Source organism: Nocardia sp. NPDC006044 (genome assembly GCF_042871115.1).
In the GTDB taxonomy this organism is placed as follows: Bacteria; Actinomycetota; Actinomycetes; order Mycobacteriales; family Mycobacteriaceae; genus Nocardia.
The window spans coordinates 62,176-77,877 of record NZ_JBIAID010000003.1 but is presented as its reverse complement, the minus strand read 5'-3'; the positions used below and the strand labels follow the sequence as shown (position 1 = coordinate 77,877).

16 protein-coding genes are annotated in these 15,702 nt (G+C 67.9%); 12 read left to right on the top strand and 4 right to left on the bottom strand.

Annotation, left to right across the window (positions count from 1 at the left end):
- Window positions 1-2 precede the first annotated feature (2 nt).
- The 4 genes from ACFYO1_RS25025 (at window position 3) to ACFYO1_RS25010 (ending at window position 1,949) form a co-directional block, all read left to right on the top strand.
- Entirely contained in the window at window positions 3-212 is a 210-nt protein-coding gene (locus tag ACFYO1_RS25025; protein ID WP_150406698.1) for a hypothetical protein, read from the top strand.
- Window positions 212-868 (top strand): DUF2567 domain-containing protein, encoded by a 657-nt coding sequence (locus ACFYO1_RS25020; RefSeq protein ID WP_387235588.1) that lies wholly within the window; start codon window positions 212-214, stop codon window positions 866-868. Before ACFYO1_RS25025 ends, ACFYO1_RS25020 begins: the two co-directional genes overlap by 1 nt.
- 94 nt (window positions 869-962) lie before the next feature.
- Window positions 963-1,496, top strand: coding sequence for a DUF1353 domain-containing protein (locus ACFYO1_RS25015; RefSeq protein WP_387235585.1), 534 nt, complete (start codon window positions 963-965; stop codon window positions 1,494-1,496).
- Between the two features lie 279 nt (window positions 1,497-1,775).
- Window positions 1,776-1,949 (top strand): hypothetical protein, encoded by a 174-nt coding sequence (locus ACFYO1_RS25010; protein WP_387235582.1) that lies wholly within the window; start codon window positions 1,776-1,778, stop codon window positions 1,947-1,949.
- Window positions 1,950-1,961: 12 nt separating this feature from the next.
- Here ACFYO1_RS25010 and ACFYO1_RS25005 read toward each other — a convergent pair whose 3' ends face one another.
- Window positions 1,962-2,720 carry an NUDIX domain-containing protein gene (locus ACFYO1_RS25005; RefSeq protein ID WP_387235579.1) on the bottom strand — a complete coding sequence of 253 codons (759 nt, stop codon included), beginning with the start codon at window positions 2,718-2,720 and terminating at the stop codon, window positions 1,962-1,964.
- Between the two features lie 76 nt (window positions 2,721-2,796).
- Here ACFYO1_RS25005 and nadA point away from each other — a divergent pair, with 76 nt between their 5' ends.
- The 5 genes from nadA (at window position 2,797) to ACFYO1_RS24980 (ending at window position 9,327) form a co-directional block, all read left to right on the top strand.
- Complete coding sequence (gene nadA / locus ACFYO1_RS25000; protein WP_387235576.1) at window positions 2,797-3,855, top strand: quinolinate synthase NadA; 1,059 nt, start codon at window positions 2,797-2,799, stop codon at window positions 3,853-3,855.
- 253 nt (window positions 3,856-4,108) lie between these two features.
- On the top strand, window positions 4,109-5,803 hold the full coding sequence (locus tag ACFYO1_RS24995; RefSeq protein WP_387235573.1) for an L-aspartate oxidase: 1,695 nt from the start codon (window positions 4,109-4,111) through the stop codon (window positions 5,801-5,803).
- Between the two features lie 109 nt (window positions 5,804-5,912).
- Window positions 5,913-6,773 carry a carboxylating nicotinate-nucleotide diphosphorylase gene (gene nadC, locus ACFYO1_RS24990; RefSeq protein ID WP_387235571.1) on the top strand — a complete coding sequence of 287 codons (861 nt, stop codon included), beginning with the start codon at window positions 5,913-5,915 and terminating at the stop codon, window positions 6,771-6,773.
- A 102-nt stretch (window positions 6,774-6,875) separates the two neighbouring features.
- A complete protein-coding gene (locus ACFYO1_RS24985) occupies window positions 6,876-7,877 on the top strand; it encodes an alpha/beta hydrolase family protein (protein WP_387235568.1) in 1,002 nt (333 codons plus the stop codon).
- Window positions 7,878-8,082: 205 nt separating this feature from the next.
- A complete protein-coding gene (locus ACFYO1_RS24980) occupies window positions 8,083-9,327 on the top strand; it encodes an alpha/beta hydrolase family protein (RefSeq protein ID WP_387235566.1) in 1,245 nt (414 codons plus the stop codon).
- Window positions 9,328-9,390: 63 nt separating this feature from the next.
- Here ACFYO1_RS24980 and ACFYO1_RS24975 read toward each other — a convergent pair whose 3' ends face one another.
- The 3 genes from ACFYO1_RS24975 to ACFYO1_RS24965 all read right to left on the bottom strand — a co-directional run bounded on the left by ACFYO1_RS24975 (window position 9,391) and on the right by ACFYO1_RS24965 (window position 11,544).
- A complete protein-coding gene (locus ACFYO1_RS24975; RefSeq protein ID WP_387235562.1) occupies window positions 9,391-10,569 on the bottom strand; it encodes a winged helix DNA-binding domain-containing protein in 1,179 nt (392 codons plus the stop codon).
- A gap of 29 nt (window positions 10,570-10,598) precedes the next feature.
- Window positions 10,599-11,033, bottom strand: a complete 435-nt coding sequence (locus ACFYO1_RS24970) for a tellurite resistance TerB family protein (protein ID WP_387238538.1) — start codon at window positions 11,031-11,033, stop codon at window positions 10,599-10,601.
- A gap of 169 nt (window positions 11,034-11,202) precedes the next feature.
- Window positions 11,203-11,544 carry an ArsR/SmtB family transcription factor gene (locus tag ACFYO1_RS24965; RefSeq protein WP_387235560.1) on the bottom strand — a complete coding sequence of 114 codons (342 nt, stop codon included), beginning with the start codon at window positions 11,542-11,544 and terminating at the stop codon, window positions 11,203-11,205.
- A 109-nt stretch (window positions 11,545-11,653) separates the two neighbouring features.
- On the opposite strand from ACFYO1_RS24965, the gene ACFYO1_RS24960 reads away from it, so the two are divergent.
- The 3 genes from ACFYO1_RS24960 (at window position 11,654) to ACFYO1_RS24950 (ending at window position 15,648) form a co-directional block, all read left to right on the top strand.
- On the top strand, window positions 11,654-12,844 hold the full coding sequence (locus ACFYO1_RS24960) for an MFS transporter (RefSeq protein ID WP_387235557.1): 1,191 nt from the start codon (window positions 11,654-11,656) through the stop codon (window positions 12,842-12,844).
- A gap of 875 nt (window positions 12,845-13,719) precedes the next feature.
- Window positions 13,720-14,595, top strand: a complete 876-nt coding sequence (locus ACFYO1_RS24955) for an alpha/beta hydrolase family protein (RefSeq protein WP_387235554.1) — start codon at window positions 13,720-13,722, stop codon at window positions 14,593-14,595.
- 186 nt (window positions 14,596-14,781) lie between these two features.
- Entirely contained in the window at window positions 14,782-15,648 is an 867-nt protein-coding gene (locus tag ACFYO1_RS24950) for an arylamine N-acetyltransferase (protein ID WP_387235551.1), read from the top strand.
- The last annotated feature ends 54 nt before the right edge of the window (window positions 15,649-15,702 follow it).

Here is a 15,702-nt window from a genome sequence, read left to right as displayed (position 1 = left end):
GCATGGACGAGCGCTATAACCCGTTCACCGGCAAACGGATCGTGCCCGGCCTCGAGGACGCCGTGCCCGCGGCCGCCGCGCTCGGCTTGGAACCGCCGCGGTTTTGCGAGCAGTGCGGCCGCCGGATGATCGTGCAGGTGAGCCCCGACGGCTGGTGGGCCAAATGCTCCCGGCACGGCGTGATCGACGCGGCCAGTCTGGAACTGCGCTAGTGGGCGCGTCGAAGAGCGCGCTGCGGGCGGCGGTGGTCGTGGCCGTCGCGGTGATCGTGGTGAGCGCGCTCGGCGGCGTCGGGTGGGGTCTGCTCGCGCCGACCGAGCAGCTGTTCGTGGTCGAGCCGGGGCGCGGCGCGGTGTTGACCGGCGAGAGCGTGCACCAGTTCGACGCGGTGGCGATGTTCGTGTGCTTCGGCGCGGTGGCCGGGGTGCTGAGCGCGGTCGCCACGTGGCGGTGGCGCAGTCAGCGCGGACCGCTGTTGCAGCTCGGCCTGCTGGCCGGTTCGCTGATCGGCGCCGTGGTGATGGCGCGGCTGGGGGAGCAGGTCGCCGAGTGGTACCACCCGCGGCCGCACGATCCGCCGGTCGGGCAGATCGTGGAGCTACCGACCGAGGTGGGCACCTGGCTCGCGTTGATCGTGCAGCCGCTGCTCGCGTCGCTGCTGGTGCTGTTCTTCGCGGCGCTGAACTCGTCCGAGGACCTCGGCACCGGCACCGCCGTCGCGGCCGGAACCTACGATCCGGCAGGCGCGTTCGACCCGTACCGCGCCGCGTCGTACCCGGCGGGCGCCGGTCCGCTCCCTTACGGTAACTACGAACCGGCCGGCGAGGCCGGTTCCGGTTCGTTGCCGGAGACTCGTCCCCACCGCTGACGCGTTGTCCGAACCGTTGCCCGCGGGACGGCACAGACGTACCGGATCAGCCTAGAATTATGGGACACGCTGTGCGTTCAGAGAGGAACGAGTCGTGGCGTTCGTCGGTAGCGGGCTGGTGGTCGAGGAACTCGACGCCAAGTTCTGGCGGGTGGTCGAACCGCTCGTCTATCAAGGTGATTCCCAGCAATTCGTGATCCCCGCGGGGTTCCGGACCGACTTCGCCTCGGTGCCGCGTGCCTTCGTGTGGCTGGTGCCGCGCTACGGGGCCTACACCCGCGCGGCCATCCTGCACGACTACCTGCGCAGCTCAGGGGCGGTGGGTACCGCGGACGCGGACGGCCTCTTCCGGCGCTGCCTGCGCGAACTGGGTGTCACCGTGCCGCGCCGCTGGATGATGTGGGCGGCGGTCCGCTTGGCCAGCGGGCTGCGCGGAGCGACGCCCGGCGCGCTGATCACCTGGGTCCTGATCGCGGTGCCTTCCGTTGTGTTCCTGGCGATTCCGGCCATCGTGGTCCAGGTATTCCTGGTGCTGTTCTGGTTGGTGGAGTTGCTCTCCTGGGGCATCGCGCGCCTCTTCACCCGCACCATGACCCCGCCCCCACAGCCCCAAATGAAAACCGCCTGATCTGGTCTCGAGGTAGCGTTCCGTCAACGGCCTTGCTCGACAAGGAGATTCGGCCCGTGCCGCTGCCGACGGGCACGGCGGCGGGCTGTTGACGACGTGAGCGCCGGAACCGCTGAAATCCGCCCACGGGGATCGGCTCGGACCCTTGCGAAACTTTCGTTGGGCGCCGCGTGCCGAGGGGAACGGTGCAGGGTGCGGATAAATGGGTGGAGGGGGTGCTGGGGATGGGGGTAGTTTCGGCGGGTTGGTTCGGGCGATTGGCGGACGGGAGGTCTGGCGATGGGGGAGAGCAAGGCGGCGGATCTGCCGGTCGAGCAGGTGCGGGAGCGGGCTGATCTGGTGGCTTGGCGGCGGCGGGATGCGTTGCGGCGCAGTAGCGCCGCGCAGCCGGTGGCGAACAAGAAGCGGTATCGGCGGGGGAGTAAGCATCGGAACGCGAACGTCGATTCGTGAGTTCTGCGTGGCTCAGGTGGGCGGGCGCAGGGCGGCGAATTCGTCGGTGACGCGGATGCCGGAGTCGGTGTAGCGGTAGACAGCGGCCGGCCGGCCGCCGGCGCGACCGGGGGCGCGGGTCTTGCCGGTGGGGGTGATTACCTTGCGGCGGGAGAGGACTCGTTGCAGGTTCGTCGTGTCCACATCGTAACCGAGTGCGGCGCAGTAGATTTCGCGCAGCGTGGACATGGTGAAGTCGGCGGGGGCGAGCGCGAACGCGATGTTGGTGTACGAGAGTTTGGCGGCCAGGCGGGCGCGGGCGTGGTCGACGACGGTGCCGTGATCGAAGGACATGAGCGGCAGTGCGGAGAGCGGATGCCAGGCGGTGTCGTCGGGTAGCTGCGGGTCTGCGGTGAGCGGGACCAGGCCGAGATAAGCCGAGGCGATGCGGCGCGGGGCGGGAACGCGGTCGGGCGCGCTGAAGACCGACAGCTGCTCGAGATGGGCCAGCTCACGCACGTCGACCTTCTCCGCGAGCTGGCGGCGGGCCGAGGTGTCGAGGTCCTCGTCGTCGCGCAAACGGCCGCCGGGAAGCGACCAGGTGCCCTTCTGCGGGTCCAGCGCACGCTCCCACAGCAGCACCGCCAGTTCGGTCCGCTGCCCGGGTGGGCACCGACCGATTACCTCGTTTCCAGCATCGGCAGGGCTCGGACCTGCGGCGATGTTCGCGGGGAACCGGCGAACCTGGAACACCGCGGTGAGCGATTCGTGGATGGTGCTACTATGGGCCACGTTTTCGATTATAAGTCGAAAACCTGGTTTGGTGCGAATCGGCGGAGTAGCCACTCGCACGACGAAGGGAGCCATCATGGCGACGATGGGTGCGAAACTGGCGCCTCCGCTGATGGGGCAGGTGTTCGACGGGCCGTCGGGGTTCAGTGGTGTCGAAGCAACCCCCGAGTGGGCGCAGGAGATCAAGCGACTGGCCCGCGAACGAAACGCGACAATTCTCGCGCACAACTATCAGTTGCCGGAGATCCAGGACGTGGCCGATCACGTCGGCGACTCCCTGGCACTGTCCCGGATCGCGGCCGAGGCGCCGGAGGACACCATCGTGTTCTGCGGCGTGCACTTCATGGCCGAGACCGCGAAGATCCTCAGCCCCGCCAAGACCGTCCTGATCCCGGATCAGCGGGCGGGCTGCTCGCTCGCGGATTCCATCACCGCGGACGAATTGCGTTCCTGGAAGGCCGAATTCCCGAACGCGGTGGTGGTGTCGTATGTGAACACCACCGCGGACGTGAAGGCGCTCACCGACATCTGCTGCACCTCGTCCAACGCGGTCGACGTGGTCGCCTCGATCGACCCGGACCGCGAGGTGCTCTTTCTGCCGGACCAGTTCCTCGGCGCGCACGTCAAGCGGGTCACCGGCCGGGAGAACATGCACATCTGGGCCGGCGAATGCCACGTGCACGCGGGCATCAACGGTGACGAGCTGACCGAACAGGCCCGCACCCACCCGGACGCTGATCTGTTCGTGCACCCCGAATGCGGTTGCGCCACCTCGGCGTTGTACCTGGCGGGCGAGGGCGCGTTCCCGGCCGAGCGGGTGCACATCCTGTCCACCGGCGGCATGATCGACGCGGCCAAGCAGGTGCGCGAGCAGCGCGGTCAGGCGACCCAGGTGCTGGTCGCCACCGAGATCGGCATGCTGCACCAGTTGCGAAAGGCGGCCCCCGGCATCGATTTCCAGGCCGTGAACGACCGGGCCTCGTGCAAGTACATGAAGATGATCACCCCTGCCGCACTGCTGCGCTGCCTGGTCGAGGGCCGCGACGAGGTGCACGTCGACCTGGAAACCGCTGCGCGCGGCCGTAATTCGGTGCAGCGAATGATCGAGATCGGTACCCCGGGCGGTGGTGAATGACGCCGACCCCTGCCCTCGCGGCGGTGGTCGGACAGCTCGTCGGTGTGACGGACGCGGCGGTCGGCCCGGTGCGAGTCGGGGGTGCGCCGGAAGACCGATCGCGCCATGGAATGGATAGCGAGGCGCGGGCCATGACGCCAGTGTCGATCGACCGGGAGGCCGCGGCCGAACCGGTAACCGGCGACGGTGCCGGATCAGCCAGTCGGATCGGCGTGGCCAGGCGGTCATGCTGCGCACAGAGCGGCATCGAGGCATGACATCGGTGTCGATCGGCTGGGAAACCGAGGCCGATCTGGTGGTTGTCGGTGGTGGCGTGGCCGGGCTGACGGCGGCGCGCACCGCGTCGCTGCGCGGGTTGCGAGTGTTGACGCTCAGCAAGGGAGGCGCCACCGACACGTCCACCCAGTACGCCCAGGGCGGGATCGCTGTTGTCGCGCCGGAAGGTGATTCGGTCGAATCGCACGTGCACGACACGGTCGAGGCCGGCGCCGGATTGTGCGATGTGGACGCTGTGCGATCCATCGTCGAGGGCGGACAGGCCGCGGTCGCGGCGCTGACCGACCTCGGCGCGGTCTTCGATCTCGCTCGGGACGGGCAGATTTCGCGGACCCGCGAGGGCGGGCACAGCACCCGGCGAATCATCCACGCGGGTGGCGATGCCACCGGTGCGGAGGTGCAGCGGGCGTTGAACGCGGCCGGGTTACCGGTGCTGTTCGGCGCGGCGGTCTGCGAGATCCTCACCGGTCCCGGTGGTGTGCAGGGTGTTCTCGCGGTGTCGGACAAGGGATTCGGTGTCGTGCACGCGCCTACCGTGCTGTTGGCGACCGGTGGTCTCGGACAGCTCTACGCGCTCAGCACCAACCCGCCCGGTGCGACCGCCGACGGCGTCGCACTCGCGTTGTGGGCTGGTGCGGCGGTGGCCGATCTGGAGTTCGTGCAGTTCCATCCGACCGTGCTGTACACGCCGGGCGGGGTCGGGCGGCGTCCGCTGATCAGTGAGGCGGTGCGGGGCGAGGGCGGCATTCTCGTGGATTCCGAAGGGAATTCGGTGACCGACGGGGTTCATCCACAGGGCGATCTGGCGCCGCGGGATGTGGTATCACGGGCGATCGCGGCTCGGATGCGGGCGCTCGGCACCGACCATGTCTACCTGGACGCACGGACGATCGACGGGTTCCCGCAACGGTTTCCGACGATCACCGCTTCCTGCCGCGCCGCAGGCATCGATCCGCGGACCGACCTGATTCCGGTTGCCCCGGCGGCGCACTATCAATGCGGCGGCGTGGTGACCGACCCGCACGGTCGCACGGCGGTGCCTGGTCTCTATGCCGCGGGCGAGGTCGCGCGCACCGGCCTGCACGGCGCTAATCGGCTGGCGTCCAACAGCTTGCTCGAAGGTCTGGTCGTCGGCGAACGGGTCGGCGCGGCGGCTGCCGAACGTCTCGGCGAGCGAGTCCGGGTGACCGAAATTCCTGCCCGGGTAACCGAACGTGCGGATCGCGATGTGTTGCAACAATTGATGACCGACCACGCCTCGGTCGTGCGGGACCGCGCTGGGCTGGACGAGGCGATCAAGCGCATGAACGACGCTGTGACGCAACGCGAGACCGACGTCAGGTCGGAATCGGCCGAGCCGGGCCGCGATTCGTTGGCCGACGGTGCCGGGCGCCGCGCCGCCCGGGGACTGTCCGCGGCTGGAGAATTGTCGCCTGCGGACGGCTCGCCTGCGGCACCTCATTCGGCCGGTCCGCAGATCACCGGGCGCGTAGCGGCAATCGAGGACGCCGCACTCACCCTCGTGGCGCGGACGTTGCTGCTCGCCGCTTCCGCCCGCACCGAAAGTCGCGGCTGTCACACCCGTTCCGATCATCCAGAGCCCGATGACCGCCTCCGCCACAGCATGTCGCTGGTGCTGGACGGGGATGGTCGCCCGCGGCTCGACCGATAACCCGGCCGGTGTCAGCGAGTGGTCCATGGTGGCGGCGAACAGCGAGAAGCGCCCGCCCTGGTGTGCCACTCGACCCGGTCGCACGTACTAGTAGATAGAGGAGTGGTTGATGGCTCTGGACAGTGAATTGGACAGGGATGAGGTGGTTGCCCTCATCCGCACCGCGCTCGACGAGGACCTGCGCTACGGCCCGGACATCACGACCGCCGCCACGGTGCCCGCCGACGCGGTGGCGAAGGCGTCGGTGGTGCCGCGACAGCCGGGGACGGTGGCCGGGCTCGATGTCGGACTGCTGGTGCTGGACGAGGTGATCGGCGCGGGGAACTACGAGGTCACCGAGCGCGTCGCGGACGGAACCCGGGTCGTTCCTGGACAATCCGTGCTCACCGTGGCCGCCCCCACCCGCGGCCTGCTCACCGCCGAACGCACCATGCTCAACCTGGTTTGCCACCTCTCCGGCATCGCCACCGCCACCGCCGCCTGGGTCGACGCGGTCGCGGGCACGGACTGCAAGATCCGGGACAGCCGCAAGACGCTGCCCGGTCTGCGCGCGTTGCAGAAGTACGCGGTCCGGGTCGGCGGTGGGGTCAACCACCGGATGGGTCTCGGCGACGCCGCGCTGATCAAGGACAACCATGTGGCCGCCGCGGGTTCGGTGGTCGAGGCGCTGCGGGCCGTCCGCGCGCTGGCCCGGGACATCGCCTGCGAGGTCGAGGTGGACAGTCTCGAACAACTCGACGCCGTGCTCGCGGAAAACGTAGAACTCGTCCTGCTCGACAACTTCCCGCTGTGGCAGACCCAATCGGCGGTGCAACGCCGCAACGCGGTGGCGCCGCAGACGAAACTGGAATCCTCCGGCGGACTCAGCCTCGAGGTGGCCGCCGAATACGCGGGCACCGGCGTCGACTATTTCGCCGTCGGCGCGTTGACCCACTCGGTGCGCGTGCTGGACCTGGGCTTGGACATGTAGCGGAACGATCTCCGCTGCCGATCAACGAGTGTGTTGTCTCGTCTTGATCGCATTACCGTTGTTACGCAATACATTCGCGCAAACCCGTGCCACGATGCCGTAATGAACAGCGGGTGTCGCCTGCTTGCCTCGGTGCTGTCGATCGTGACAATTCTTGCGGTGTCGTGGGCCGGTGCGCCGCCGGCTCGGGCCGAGCCGGACTGCGGCGGAAGTGTGGCGGTCCGGCCGATCGCTGTCGGCGTCGACGGGGAGCAGTCGAACGGCTGGGCTTATGAGCCGTACCAGTGCGTTCCCGGTGACTTGCCGCCGGCGCGACTGATCCTCGCGGTGCACGGGTTCAACGAGAAGTCGTCCGACTATCCGGACGTGATGTCCGCGATCGCGCGGCGCAGCGGAGCGGCCCTGTTGACCCTCGATCAGCGTGGCGGGGACAGTGAATGGAAGACCGGGGAGTGGAATCCCTGGGCCGGCTGGCACGACGTGGTCGCTACCGCGCAGTGGTACAAGGGTGAGCACCCGTCGGTCGGTAAGACCGTGCTGTGGGGGTGGAGCCAAGGCGGCATGACCAGCGGGCTGGCGTTGGCGTACGGGCCGACCGGGTTGTTCGACTACTGGGTCGACACCGCGGGTCCGTCGAACACCGTCGACTACTGGAATGCCGGCAACACGCTGGGACTGCCGCAGGTCTCGCAGATCGAGCGCGACGCCGGTAATTGCACGCCGGCGGTCTGCCCGCAGGCATACGCGGACCGATCCACCGTGGCGCTCGCGGCGAAGCTGAGCGCGCAGCGGGTGTTCTTGGTGCACGGCACCGCGGATCCGATTGTCCCATACCAGCATTCGCTCGATTTGAAGAACGCGCTCGCGGCGGCGGGCGAGCCGTACTCGATGTACACGGTGGTGACGGGACGCGGCCCGGACGGGGCTGTGCTGCCCGGCACGCACTGGATCGGACCGGTCTGGTTCCAGGGAGCCTGCGTGGTCGAGCGGCTGCTCACCGATCTCGAGCCGGTGGACGGGCCTGCCCGCGAGTACGTCACCGATGTGCTCGCCGGAGTGGACACCGCGCCCGCCCCGCCGCCAGGTGCGACCTGCGCCGCTTGAGTCTGCGCGCACCCGATTTCCGTGTGCGCCGGCTCCGTGTGATCCGCCGCCCCGCGTCTGTTCCACGCGGTGGAGCGGTCGTCGCCCGATGGATGGGCTGCCTGGCACCGAATTGGCCGAATCGACAGGGAACCGGTGCTGGTCGGCTCTCGCTTGGGTTCAAGGGGTGGATGCAACAGCGTCTTCTGAGTGAGGAGTTGTTGCTATGTCGGTCGTTGCCCGATGGATGCGCTGCCCGGCGCCGAAATGGTCGAAAGGGAACTGGTGCTGGTCGGCTCTCGGTCGTTGCCTGCACTGGTTCCTTGTGATCATTTGTCCAGGTGCCGTTAAGCGGAACGTGCTCGATTCAGGCCGAATTCTCGGGGGGAGTGATGTGGCCTACTTCGGGTGGGCGCTGCGGACTTGGATTGTTAGCCGAGTGTTTGCCGTTGCTGGGTACTATGCGGCGATGATTGGTGGCCGGCGTGCGGTTGCGTGGTTGTTGGTGAGCGTGACCGTGGTGGTTGCGTCGGGGCTGGTTGCGCCGTCGGTGTCGGCTGAACCGGGATGTGCCGGGGACGTGGCGGTGCGGACGGTCGCGACGACTGTCGATGGTGAGCAGGCGACCGGGCGGGTTTATGAGCCGTATCGGTGTAGTCCTGGTGATTTGGCGCCGCGCAGTCTGATCGTCGCGGTACACGGTTATAGCGAGACGGCCGCTTCCTACCCCGACGTCATGGCCGGGATGGCCAGGCGCACCGGGGGCGCGCTGCTGACGCTGGATCAGCGGGCCGAGGGCAGTGTGTGGAAACCTGGCGAGTTCAATCCGTGGGCAGGGTGGCAGGACACGGTGGCGCTCACCCAGCAGTACAAGGGCGGGCATCCCTCGGTCGGCAAGACCGTTTTGTGGGGTTGGAGCCAAGGCGGTCTGACGGCGGGGCTGGCGTTGGCGTACGGGCCCGCAGGGTTGTTCGACTACTGGGTCGATGCCTTCGCCCCGACGAATATCGTCGACTACTGGAACCTCACCAGCGTGTTCTTCCCGGCGCAGCGGGCGCAGATCGAGCACGACGCGGGCGGCTGCACACCGCGGCAATGTCCGCAGGCCTATGCGGACCGTTCGCTGGTCGCCATCGCGCCGAAGTTGAACGCCGAACGCACCTTCCTGATCCATGGACTCTTCGATTTCGATGTGCCGTACCAACATTCGGTCGATCTGAAGAACGCGTTGGCAGCGGCGGGCAAGCCGTACTCGATGTACACGGTGATCACCGAGCGGGGCCCGGACGGTAGTATCCAACCCGGCCTGCATGACGTCGGGCCCACCTGGCAGCAGGGCATCTGCATCGTCGAGCGGGTGGCCGAGGGGCTGGAACCGGTGGACGGTGCGGCTCGGGACTATGTCATCGACGTGCTGGCCGGCGTCGACACCGCGCCGCCGCCACCGCCGGGCGCGAGCTGCACGGGGTGATCAGGTGGTGTTCGCGTTGCGATGAGGTGCGGAACACCGCCGGGCGCGAGTTGCCCGGCGTGATCAGGCGGTAAGTTCCCGTTGCAGCGGAGTGCGGAAGCGGGGGATGGCGCGCACGTCGCCGAACCACTCGGCGGTCCGCGCGGCCTCGGCCTCGATCAGCGCGAGGGCATCGGCGCCCACGTCTTCCAGTAGGCGATAGACGATTTCGCCGTCACTGCGCTGCGCCCAGCCGCCGACGATGCGGCCGTTCCACCAAATCGTCGGTCCGATATTGCCGTTGGTGTCGAACAGGGCCGGTGCGTGCGGGCCCAGGTACCAGTCGCGGGACTGCCAGCCCATCGGGGTCGGATCCAGGCAGGGCAGCAGCGCGGCCCAAGGCTCCGGTGCGGCAACGGGTTCCACGTCATCGGCGAGCAGCAGGCCGGTGACCCCGTCCAAATCGACCTCGACCACGTCGAGATCGGTGAGCGCCTTGCGAACCTCGCCGAGACCCCAACCCGTCCACCACTTGAGGTCGGTGATCGGGGCCGGGCCGAAGGCGTGCAACCATTGCCGGAGCAGTTCGGTGCGCGCCTGTTCGGCCGGCATCAACGGAACCCCTTGGGGCAGCCAGGATTCGATGGGCTCCCAGGTGTATTGGCTACTGGCCCAGCTGCCGTTCGGGCGACCGCGCACGATCCGGCCTTCGCAGCCGAGGGTCACCAGCACCCAGGTGGTGATGTTGGTCGGGCGCGAATACGACTTCCCCGGAGCGGGATCCACCTGCGTGCGCAGCCGGGGCACGTCCTTGCTCAGCTGTGCTCCGGTGGCGGCGCCCCTGGCCAGCAGCGCGTCGTGCGTTTCGGTCTCGACGTCGTCCAGCCAGCTCGCCACGTCGCCCTCGACCGCCCCCGATTGCTCGATGAACTTGCGGTAGGCGCGACGCTGCTTGTGCGCCAGCGCATCCGCGCACGACGCCTGCAAAACCGGGACCAGGTCGAGCGGTGCGATGAACATGGTGCGCCGCATCGCGAGCATGCGCAGCAGCGTCCGGTCGGCATAGAGCGACTGCTCGACGTCTGCCGGGGTGAGGGTGTTGCTGCGGGATCCGACGGACAGGAACACCGTCGCCGGATCGGTCGCGTGCAGCACCACCATCGACCGGACGATCTCGGCCACCTGATCGGACCGGTTCGCCGCCGCGAGTCGATGCCGCACCGCCAGGCGGGCCCGTCGTTCGGCCACATCAATCGAACGCATCAGCGAATCCTAGCGTTCGGCGGCGCGGATCAGAGACCGAAGTCCTGCGGGTTCAGGCGCAGGGTCTGGCAGGCCTCGCGGACGGCGGCGATCTCGGTCTGGTCGAAGTTTCCGTCCGCGTTGCCGATCATGATGCCGATCCGGATCACCGCGTCGGCCTCGGTCGGCTTGCCCGCGGCCTTGCCGATCTGCTGGAGCACATGGGCGCGGCCGAAGGCGGGGTCGCTGGTCAGGCGGTTGCAGTTGTCCTCGAACAGGGCGCGCAGGTCGTCGATCGGGAAGTTCTGCAACACCTGATCGGCGGCGATGAGGTTGGCCACCTTCATCCGTTCGGCCGGGTCGATGCTGCCGTCGGCGGCCGCGACCAGGGCGCAGATGCCCATGCTCGCGTCGCGGAAGGAACCGCCGCGCAGGTCGTTCTTCTTGGCCAGCAGTTGTGCCTGCCATTTCGGCGCGTTGTCCATCAGCTTGCTGATCAAGGTCGCGTTGGACAGCAGGCGGTTCAAGAAGGCCATGACCGACTCCCCGGTGCAGGGTCCGGGCAGGCGGACCCGTGCCGCACCCGAACTCGGAATGAATATCGGGACCGTAGCAGACCTGCGCCGATCAGTCTCGGCCGCAAGGGAACCGGCGTCAGTGCACCGGTTCCCAGGCTCGGACGAGATCGAGCAGGCCGGGGAAGCGGGCCTCCAGGTCGTCGATGCGGACCTTGCTGCGGCGCTCCAGGCCGTAGCGCTGCTGCCGGGTGACGCCGGCCTCGCGCAGCACCCGGAAGTGGTGGGTGAGCGTCGATTTCGGACGGTTGATGTCGAACCAGCCGCAGGAGCGGTCGGTGTCGGGGGATTCGGTGAGCAGCTTCTGGATCATGGTGAGCCGCAATGGATCGCTGAGCGCGGCGAGTACGTGGTCGAGGCGTAGGTCGGCACGGTCCGGCTCGGGCAGCCGGGTGTCGGGGACTTCGGTAGCCGATGGCATCGCGGGACTCCTGAGGGTGTGGGTGCCCTGTACGGGTTTTATCGTACTTGATGCTAAGTTCGATTCTATTCGTATCAGTACGAGAAAAGTCGAACTAGTGGAGGTTGGGATGGCGACGCTCGCTGCGCACCGGGTGCACCGGGACGGGCTCGTGTGGCTGGCGGCATGGCCGGTCATGGCGGTGTTCGTGCTGTCGAACGCGGCGACGCCGCTGTATGTGGTGTGGCAGCGCGAGCTCGGGTTCTCCGCGGGCACGCTGACGGCGATCTTCGCCAGCTACATCGTCGGGCTGCTGGGCGCGCTGCTGGTCGCGGGTGTGGTGTCGGATCGGGTGGGGCGCAAGCCGGTGCTGCTGCCCGCGATCGCGCTGGCGGTGGTGGCGTGCGTGCTGTTCGCCACCGCGAGTTCGGTTGCGGTGCTTGCGGTTGCGCGGTTGCTGACGGGTATCGCGGTGGGTGCGGCGGTGTCCGCGGGGATGGCGGCGGTGACCGATGTGGGTGGGCCGGAGCGCAAACGGCTTGCGGCGCTGGCTGCTTCGTCGGCGATGGTGCTGGGTGCGGGGCTCGGGCCGTTGTTGTCCGGTGTGCTGTCGGAGACCGTGCCCGGTCCGACGGTGACCACCTTCGTGGTCGAAATCGTGCTGCTCGTTTCGGCTTTCGTGGTGGTTACCCGACTGGATCTGCCGAAGGGGGCCGGCGAGCGCGGCCCGTGGATTCGGATTCCCGCGGTGGCGCCGGGCGGGCGGACGGCGGTGCTGCTCGGCATCGCGGTGTTCGCTCCGGGGATCACCTCCACCTCGTTCGTGCTGTCGCTGGGCCCGTCGCTGCTCGCGCACCTGCTCGGCGCCACCAACCGGGTGATCGCGGGCGGTCTGGCGTTCGCGATGTTCCTGGGCGCCACCGGCATTCAGTTCGCCGCACGCCGCCTACGGGTGCGCACGATCCTGCTCGGAGGCGCGATCGCAACGACGGCGAGCATGCTGACCCTGATACTGTCCCTGCGGCTTTCCTCCCTCGTCCTCTTCGCCACCGCCGCTGTACTCGCCGGAATCGGCCAGGGCCTAGGCCAATTCGGCGGCCTCACCGCAATCAGCGCCACCGTCCCCGCCGCCCGCCTCGCCGAAGCCAACGCCGCCCAGAACGTCGGCGGCTACCTCCCCGCCGCCGTCCTACCATTGAGCGCTGGATTCCTCAGCGACGCAATCGGTCTGACCGCCGGCGCAACCACCTTCGCCATCGTGGTGATCGCCACCGCCACCGCCGGCGCCGTCCTAGTCCTCCGCCGCTCGTCAGCCACATGATCACCGCCATTGCCGCTGTCGCCTTGGCCGGCGCCGAAATACGGCTGGCCCAGGCAAATGTCCGGCAGTCGAACCACAATCGACCGTCGCTGATCACCCGTCCGATTGTCCGAAGCGTTTGTGACGCAACCACAGCCAGATGGCCACGCTGGAACTCGACGCCGCGTGCTCGACGTGCGCCTAAAGCCGGGTACGGCAGGCGACGTGCTCAGCACTACTTCAGTGAAAACCGGGGTAGGTCTTCAGTTTTCCTCGTCAGGTCGCGTTGGGACATGCCGGGGGTCTGCCTGGTGAGTCAGGTGCGCCTGCTCCCCGAGATGATCGATAGTGCTGAGCGCGTCGGGTGGGGTCCCCGACTTACTTACGCAGTTGGTATGGGCAATGCGGGAGTTCCGGCGTGGTCATCGGGTTGTGGTCCGGTTCAAAGAGGCTGGGGAAACGACGGGGTCGAGTGGTTGGTTCGTTGCCCGCGGTGGGTCATGGTCTGCTGCTGGTCGAGTCGAGTCAGGCCACTTCGCGCCGAGGTGGCGATGGGTCGTGTTCGCCATCGAGTCGAGTCAAAAGGTCGCTGTTCAAGATCATCTAACGACCTTTTGACTCGACTCGATCCGCGTGGCGGGTGCCGGCCCTGCGGGATGCAGGTATTCGTACGTAGCTGCATAGCTGTTGATTTCTCGCACATGGAATGGCGTGCGATTCCGTGTGCGCGAAATCAGGAGGTGTGCGGCTGCGGGTTGTCGGTGGGGGCGTGCCATTATTCGAGGATGAGGCGCGGGTATGTACTGGTGGCAGTGGGTGCGCTGTTGGTTGCGCTGGTGGGTGTTGGTGCACCTTCGGGGTCGGCTGGGCCGGGATGTGGGGTGGGGGTGCGGGCGGTGACGTTGACCGTCGATGGGGAGGACGCTACTGGGCGGGTGTATGAGCCGAGTTTGTGCGGGGAGAGTGTGGTCGAGCCGACGGATCTGGTTGTCGCGGTGCACGGGTATGACGGGTCGTCGAGTGACTTCGAGGGGTATCTGACGTCGATTTCGCGGCGGACGGGGGCGCCGGTGCTGTCGATGGATCTGCGGTCGGCGAGCAGTGTGTGGCGGACGGGGGAGTGGAATTTGTGGGCGGGGTGGCGGGACATCGTCGCGGCGACTCAGTGGTACAAGGGCGAGCATCGTTCGGTTGCGCGGACGGTGTTGTGGGGGTGGAGTCAGGGCGGGATCATGAGCGGGCTGGCGGCGGCGCACGGACCCGCCGGGTTGTTCGACTACTGGGTCGACAATTACGGTCCGGCAGACGATTTCACGATGTGGTTGGGGTCGGCGACGATCGATCCCGCGCTGCCGGCGCAGGTCGAACGGGACGCGGGCGGGTGTACACCCGTCGTCTGCCCGCAGAACTATGCCGAGCGCTCGCCCGCGCTGCTGGCCGGTCGGATGAGTGTGCGGCGCGCCTTCCTGATCCACGGCACCGGTGACACCGTGGTCCCGTATCCGGCCACGCTGGAGATGCGCGCCGGGTTGCTCGCTGCAGGCAAACCCACCTCGATGTACACCATCGTCACCGGCCGCGATCTCTACGGCACCGTGGTCCCCGGCGATCACAGCATCGGACCCGCCTACTTCGAGGGCGGCTGTGTGGTCGAGCGGCTGCTGCTCGGCACCGAACCCACGGCCGGCCCGGACCGCGACTACCTGGTCGACGTCGCGCACGGCATCGCCACCGCACCGCCCGCTCCACCGGACGCCAAGTGCGCCGCCTGAGCAGGGCTGTGGAATACCTGGCTAGCGAATCAGGGGATGTTGTCGCTGGCCGGGCGTCTAGCAATGGCGAAGGACCGCCGCATTGCCGGTCGGTATCTCGATTTACCCGCCGATAGTTCTGCCGGGAACAGGATCGCGACCGCCTGGGGTTGACATCGACGACATCGACGACGAAGTGAGGGTGAGATGAGCAAGCCGACGGATCCGGCGTATCACTGGAACGGCGCGGAATTGGACCTGGACGGGTATCTGGCGCGCATCGGGTTCGACGGTGAGCGGGCGGCGACGGTGGCGACGCTGCGCGAGCTGGTGCGCGCGCACACCACTTCGATTCCGTTCGAGAACCTGGAGATCCTGCTCGGCCGCCCGATCCTGCTCGACCTGGAGTCGTTGCAGGACAAGCTGATTCGGCAGCGCCGCGGCGGCTACTGCTACGAGCATGTCGGCGTGTTCGCGGCCGCGTTGGAACGCCTCGGGTTCGGCGTCACCGGGCTGAGTGCTCGGGTCACCATGGGCGCGGACGAGGGCGTGCGCCCCGCGACACACGCATTGCTGCGCGTGACCACCGATGACGACGACCGAGTCTGGCTGTGCGATGTCGGTTTTGGCTCCGGACCGCTTGAGCCATTCGAACTATCCACGGAGACAGCCGATTTCACGGCGGGCGAGTGGAAGTTCCGGCTGGAATACACGCGTGGCGAGCTGAACAGCGACCTGTGGGTGCTGCACCAGTTCGGCAAGGACGGCTGGATCAGCCGCTACACCTTCGCGACCACCCCGCAGTACCGCATCGACTTCGCGGTCGGCAACCACTTCGTCTCCACCTCGCCGCGTTCGCCGTTCACCACCCGCCCGTACGTGCAGCACTTCGCCCCGGACGTCCACCTGACCGTCGACGGCACCACGCTGATCACCGAACGCCCGGACGGCACCAGCGAAACCCGCCTCATCGAACCGAGCGAATTGCCGAAGATCCTGTCCGAGGAGTTCGCCGTCGACCTCACCGAAACCGACGCCGCCGCCCTGGTCACGGGCTCTTGGCGGACCGCTTGAGCCACCCGGCCCCGGCCTGGCCTCGCCCACTCCGCCGGGGCCGGCGGATACAGT

Excerpts from the sequence above, each read along its gene's own strand:
- ACFYO1_RS25025 (WP_150406698.1), top strand. The coding sequence starts at position 3 with ATGGACGAGCGCTATAACCCGTTCACCGGCAAACGGATCGTGCCCGGC.
- ACFYO1_RS25010 (WP_387235582.1), top strand. The coding sequence starts at position 1,776 with ATGGGGGAGAGCAAGGCGGCGGATCTGCCGGTCGAGCAGGTGCGGGAG.
- nadA (WP_387235576.1), top strand. The coding sequence starts at position 2,797 with ATGGCGACGATGGGTGCGAAACTGGCGCCTCCGCTGATGGGGCAGGTG.
- ACFYO1_RS24995 (WP_387235573.1), top strand. The coding sequence starts at position 4,109 with ATGACATCGGTGTCGATCGGCTGGGAAACCGAGGCCGATCTGGTGGTT.
- nadC (WP_387235571.1), top strand. The coding sequence starts at position 5,913 with ATGGCTCTGGACAGTGAATTGGACAGGGATGAGGTGGTTGCCCTCATC.
- ACFYO1_RS24985 (WP_387235568.1), top strand. The coding sequence starts at position 6,876 with ATGAACAGCGGGTGTCGCCTGCTTGCCTCGGTGCTGTCGATCGTGACA.
- ACFYO1_RS24980 (WP_387235566.1), top strand. The coding sequence starts at position 8,083 with ATGTCGGTCGTTGCCCGATGGATGCGCTGCCCGGCGCCGAAATGGTCG.
- ACFYO1_RS24975 (WP_387235562.1), bottom strand. The coding sequence starts at position 10,569 with ATGCGTTCGATTGATGTGGCCGAACGACGGGCCCGCCTGGCGGTGCGG.
- ACFYO1_RS24970 (WP_387238538.1), bottom strand. The coding sequence starts at position 11,033 with ATGGACAACGCGCCGAAATGGCAGGCACAACTGCTGGCCAAGAAGAAC.
- ACFYO1_RS24965 (WP_387235560.1), bottom strand. The coding sequence starts at position 11,544 with ATGCCATCGGCTACCGAAGTCCCCGACACCCGGCTGCCCGAGCCGGAC.
- ACFYO1_RS24960 (WP_387235557.1), top strand. The coding sequence starts at position 11,654 with ATGGCGACGCTCGCTGCGCACCGGGTGCACCGGGACGGGCTCGTGTGG.
- ACFYO1_RS24950 (WP_387235551.1), top strand. The coding sequence starts at position 14,782 with ATGAGCAAGCCGACGGATCCGGCGTATCACTGGAACGGCGCGGAATTG.